The sequence below is a fragment of the Pseudogracilibacillus amylolyticus (SeqCode) genome, from assembly GCF_051918545.1.
In the GTDB taxonomy this organism is placed as follows: domain Bacteria; phylum Bacillota; class Bacilli; order Bacillales; family Amphibacillaceae; genus Pseudogracilibacillus.
In genome coordinates this window covers 1-4489 of sequence record NZ_JBPPZG010000275.1, presented here as the reverse complement: position 1 = coordinate 4489, position 4489 = coordinate 1, and the positions used below count along the sequence as shown (strand labels likewise).

The 4489-nt window shown below is 36.3% G+C and carries 7 protein-coding genes; all 7 read right to left on the bottom strand.

Features of this window, described 5'->3' with window-relative positions; genetic code table 11:
- Positions 1-193: 193 nt before the first annotated feature.
- Positions 194-565, bottom strand: a complete 372-nt coding sequence (locus tag ACPYKA_RS19290; RefSeq protein ID WP_479543823.1) for a Na+/H+ antiporter subunit G — start codon at positions 563-565, stop codon at positions 194-196.
- Positions 543-827, bottom strand: a complete 285-nt coding sequence (locus ACPYKA_RS19285; RefSeq protein ID WP_479543822.1) for a Na(+)/H(+) antiporter subunit F1 — start codon at positions 825-827, stop codon at positions 543-545. The genes ACPYKA_RS19290 and ACPYKA_RS19285 overlap by 23 nt, the downstream gene beginning before the upstream one ends.
- Positions 827-1309, bottom strand: a complete 483-nt coding sequence (locus ACPYKA_RS19280; RefSeq protein ID WP_479543821.1) for a Na+/H+ antiporter subunit E — start codon at positions 1307-1309, stop codon at positions 827-829. The genes ACPYKA_RS19285 and ACPYKA_RS19280 overlap by 1 nt, the downstream gene beginning before the upstream one ends.
- A gap of 15 nt (positions 1310-1324) precedes the next feature.
- Positions 1325-2809: a Na+/H+ antiporter subunit D gene (locus ACPYKA_RS19275; protein WP_479543820.1), complete on the bottom strand. Its 1485-nt coding sequence runs from the start codon at positions 2807-2809 to the stop codon at positions 1325-1327.
- Complete coding sequence (locus ACPYKA_RS19270; RefSeq protein ID WP_479543824.1) at positions 2802-3140, bottom strand: Na(+)/H(+) antiporter subunit C; 339 nt, start codon at positions 3138-3140, stop codon at positions 2802-2804. The genes ACPYKA_RS19275 and ACPYKA_RS19270 overlap by 8 nt, the downstream gene beginning before the upstream one ends.
- Positions 3141-3142: 2 nt before the next feature.
- Positions 3143-3565 carry a Na(+)/H(+) antiporter subunit B gene (locus tag ACPYKA_RS19265; RefSeq protein WP_479543819.1) on the bottom strand — a complete coding sequence of 141 codons (423 nt, stop codon included), beginning with the start codon at positions 3563-3565 and terminating at the stop codon, positions 3143-3145.
- Positions 3555-4489 (bottom strand): hydrogen gas-evolving membrane-bound hydrogenase subunit E (gene mbhE / locus ACPYKA_RS19260; RefSeq protein WP_479543818.1); only part of this gene is annotated, 935 nt, incomplete at its 5' end. The genes ACPYKA_RS19265 and mbhE, both read right to left, overlap by 11 nt.

Genomic DNA, 4489 nt, shown 5'->3' with positions numbered 1-4489 from the left:
CAATGGAAACAAAGGTTTCTTTGACCGTGAACGTTCTGAAGAAAGTTGTCTCAGTATCCGAAGCCCTACATGCCAAGTGTAAGCATTATAATCATTGTGGTTGCCGGCAGGATGAAAGCAATGAATTTAGAACCCCACTGCTTTAGCTGTGGGAGTATCAGTAGACTAATCCACAGGTAATTTGCTTAGGGGATTAGCTATCCCCTTCTTGTAACTTTTTTTCCAATACGGGCTTTAGTTCATCATCAAGTGTTTCATCTGCCATTTTTACTTTTGCTCGGTAGGCAGCACGGAGTACGAGATGCCCGGATACAGGCGCGGTCATGAATACGAAAACAATACCGAGGATGAGTCGGATGCTCATAAACCCTTCACCAAGCCATACATAAATAAACGTACCGACTAATGTAATAAGTACAGCTAATGTTGTCGTTTTTGTAGCAGCATGAGCGCGAGTATAAACATCGTTAAATCGGATCATGCCAATTGCGCTGATTACACTAATAATGCTACCAAGTAATATTAAAAGAGCCCCTATAAGTTCAAAGATCTCGTTTCCGTTCAATGATGACACCTCTTTCTAGAAATTTAGAAAAAGAAATAGTACTTATAAAAGCAAGTATCCCAAGAACGAGAATAACATCAAAAAAAGCACGAGTTTGAAAAAGAACCGAGATAATAGCCATCGATGAAATTAAATTAACCCCAACCACATCCATTGCGAGAACCCGATCGGGGAATGTGGGACCAATTAGTATACGTAAAAATGTGATTGAAATTGCGATCCCAAATAAGACTAAAGAAATAGTAAGTATAGTTTCAATCATTATCTCGTTACCTCCATGATTGCTTTTTCAAACACTTTTAATGAGCGTTCTAAATCGCCTTTATACCTTTTTATATCCATTGCATGAATATAAAATACATTTCCTTCTTCATTTACTTCCATCACGACAGAACCAGGGGTAAGCGTAAGAAGAAGAGCGAGTGTTGTTACTTCTCTGTCACTATGCAAAACAGTTTTGTATTTAAAAATACCTGGTTCAATATCGATTTTGGGACTTAGAATATGTTTAATGACAACGACACTAGATTGCAAAATTTCAGAAATGAAGATAAGAATCAACTTTATTACAGATATAACACGTCGTAAATAAAACTGACCACCGAAAAAACGTCGCATAATCCAGACGATGAAACTACCGATGATAAACCCGGTCGTAACCGTTTGAATACGAAGGACAGTCTCATCTTTTAATAAGACCCATAGAACCATAATAAATAAATTTAGTAAAAATTGTCCCGCCACGTTGTCACCCTCCAATCATTGTTTCTCGGACATAATGGCATCAATATAGATAGAAGGATTTGTTAACGTTTCTGCTGCATTGGAAAGATAAGGTGCAATTCCTTCTGCTCCAATTCCAAGTGCAAACGTAATGATAACGAAAAGAGCACTCGGTAGAACAAGCTTTTTATTCAAAGGAACTTCTTCTTCTTCACTAATAATGGTTTCTCCCCAAAAACAACTCATGAAAACTCGTAATAAAGAGTATAGTACAATTAAACCAGATGCAAAACTCAGTCCAAGTAATATGTATGACCCCGTCGCAATAGCGGCCTCTCCAATGAGAATCTTTCCGAGAAAGCCACTTAACGGTGGAATCCCTGTTAGTGATAATAGGGCAATGAAAAACATCCAACCTAAAACAGGGTAATTTCGGATTAATCCACTCATTTCATCTAACTTTTCTGTCTTTGTTAAGTGAATCATTGTTCCAGCTAATAGAAACAGCAATGCTTTTAGAAACATGTCGTGAATTAAATAAAAAATAGCTCCTTCAATCGCTGTTTGAGTCATGATTGCCAGTCCAACGAGAATAAATCCAATCGCTATGACAACATTGTAAGCTACAATTTGTCTAATATTCGTATAAGCGATCGCACCTATACAGCCACCGATTATCGTAATACCTGCCATCACTCCAATAACCGTATGGGTGATTTGTTGGTCATGATAAAACAATAACGAAAAGATACGAAATAAGGCATAAACACCTACTTTTGTCAGTAACGCACCAAATAAAGCTGCAATCGCTGTTGGAGGTGTGCTGTAGGAGCCTGGTAGCCATTGATATAATACTAGTCCACTTTTTAAACTGAATACAATTAGGAATAAAAAGCTAATAACAGTCAATCCCGGCGTCTGTCCTACTTCAGCGATTCTCTCTGATAAATGCGCCATATTTAGTGTACCTAATGTTCCATATAAATAAGCGATAGCGATTAAAAATAAGGAAGAAGATACGACGTTAATGGCAATATATTTTATTGCTTCTTTCAATTGGAGTTTTGAGCCACCTAATGTTATCAGAACATACGAAGCGAGTAACATAACTTCAAATGTAACAAATAAATTAAAAATATCCCCTGTTAAAAATGAGCCATTTACACCAGCGACTAAAAAATTAACGAAGGAATAAAAGTAATATTTCTCCCTTTCTGAACCGATTGTCGGCATCGCATAAAGAACACAAATTGCACTAACGATATTTGTTGTAATAACAAGTAATATAGCGAAAGAATCGGCTACAAACAAAATGCCAAATGGCGGGATCCACCCACCAAAATCTAATGTAATAATTCCGTCCGACTGTATTCGCTCCAAAATATAAAAACTAATGATAGCATTAACAAGTAAAGATCCAAACGTAATCCAACGTTGGTGAACAATGTATGATCGAAAGAAAACAAGTAATACACCTACAAGCAGAGGGAGCGCCATTGGCAAAACAATCAGGTTATTCATGACGATACCCCCGCATCTTATTTAAATCATCCGTTTGAGTTCGTTTATAAAGTTGATAGGCAAGCACTAGAAAAAATGCTGTTACAGCAAAGCTAATAACGATTGAAGTCAGTATTAATGCTTGAGGTAAGGCATCGACATAAGATGTTTTGCCTTTATCAATGATTGGTACATTCTTTCCTTTAAAGCCTCCCATTGCCATAATAAGCAAATGTACTCCATGAGTTAATACAGCTGTACCGAGTATCACTTTAATTAAGTTTTTAGATAATAGTAAATAAGTTGCAACTGTTACCAAGACCCCAGCAACAATAATAATTAATGTTTCCATCATTACACGTCCTCACTAATACTAAGGATGATTGTTACAACCACTCCTAAGACAGCTAGCGCTACACCAGTCTCAAAAATGGTTACGGTTGTTAGTTCAGTTGTACCAAAAAAAGGGAGATCAAAGTAAGCGAAAGATTGTGTTAAGAATGGCTGACCAAACAGAGTAGCACCAAACCCCGTTAATAATACAATTGCAGCCCCTGTTGCAGCAACGAGTTTAAAGTCGACTGGAATTCCTTTTTTTATTGTTTCGATATCAAAAGCTAGAAATAGAAGGACAAGACTTGAGGCAAGTACTAGCCCACCAATAAATCCGCCACCAGGTGCATTGTGACCTGAGAAAAAAAGATAAAGGGCTAAAGTTAAAATAATGAAGACGACGACTCTGGTCACGGTCTGTAAAATAACTTCATTAATCTTCAATTTTACTTTCCCCTTTCGTTTGCTTATATCTAATCAACGTATAAACGCCAATTCCCGCAATGAATAATACGATAACTTCTAACATCGTATCAAATGCCCGGAAATCTCCTAGTATCGTATTAACTATATTATTTCCACCAGCTAGTTCATCTGCATGTTCAAAAAATGTAGAAATTGAATCGAATAATCTTCCACTATTAACACTTAAGGCAACTAAAGTAAAGATTGTCCCTACAGATATTGAAATAATGATATTTACCCAATTAATTCGTCTCGGCAATTTCTCCCACTTAGGTAAAAAGTAATAACAAAGTAAAAATAGCGCAGTCGATACTGTTTCTACTACTAGTTGTGTTAAAGCTAAATCAGGCGCTTTGAAAATGACAAAAAACATCGCAATCGCAAACCCTATATACCCATTAATGACAATGGCAGTTAAACGTGACTGCGCAAAAATAATCGCAATACCGGCAATCGCAATTGTTGCCGCAAGTATCCAACTGAACGGACCAATAGATTGATCATTTTCGGTTGTAAATGAAAAAGCATCTAAGAAATATAATGACCCACCTAATAAGACGATAAATACAATGAAAATATATGCCATGTAATGTCGTAAATAACCGGTCATATATCTATTAGTTATTTCCTTCGCAATCCAATCACCAAACTCTAATGAGCGGTTATAAATAGTATCTAAAGAAAGCATTTGCGGGAACAGAATGTAAATCTTTTTAAAATAAGAACGTAACAGATAGATGGCAATCCCTGCTAAAACAACACCAATCGTCATCATTAGTTCCTTGTTAAATCCATGCCATAAAGTAATCGTACCAAAAGGCTCCAAATTTGAAGTTGCAAAAACACTATATACAGCTGGTTTTAATATATAATCACTTAACATATTAGGGAAGAAGAAAATAA

What these genes read in the sequence shown, in the direction of transcription:
- ACPYKA_RS19285 (WP_479543822.1), bottom strand. Translation starts at nt 827, where the DNA reads ATGATTGAAACTATACTTACTATTTCTTTAGTCTTATTTGGGATCGCA.
- ACPYKA_RS19275 (WP_479543820.1), bottom strand. Translation starts at nt 2,809, where the DNA reads ATGAATAACCTGATTGTTTTGCCAATGGCGCTCCCTCTGCTTGTAGGT.
- ACPYKA_RS19270 (WP_479543824.1), bottom strand. Translation starts at nt 3,140, where the DNA reads ATGGAAACATTAATTATTATTGTTGCTGGGGTCTTGGTAACAGTTGCA.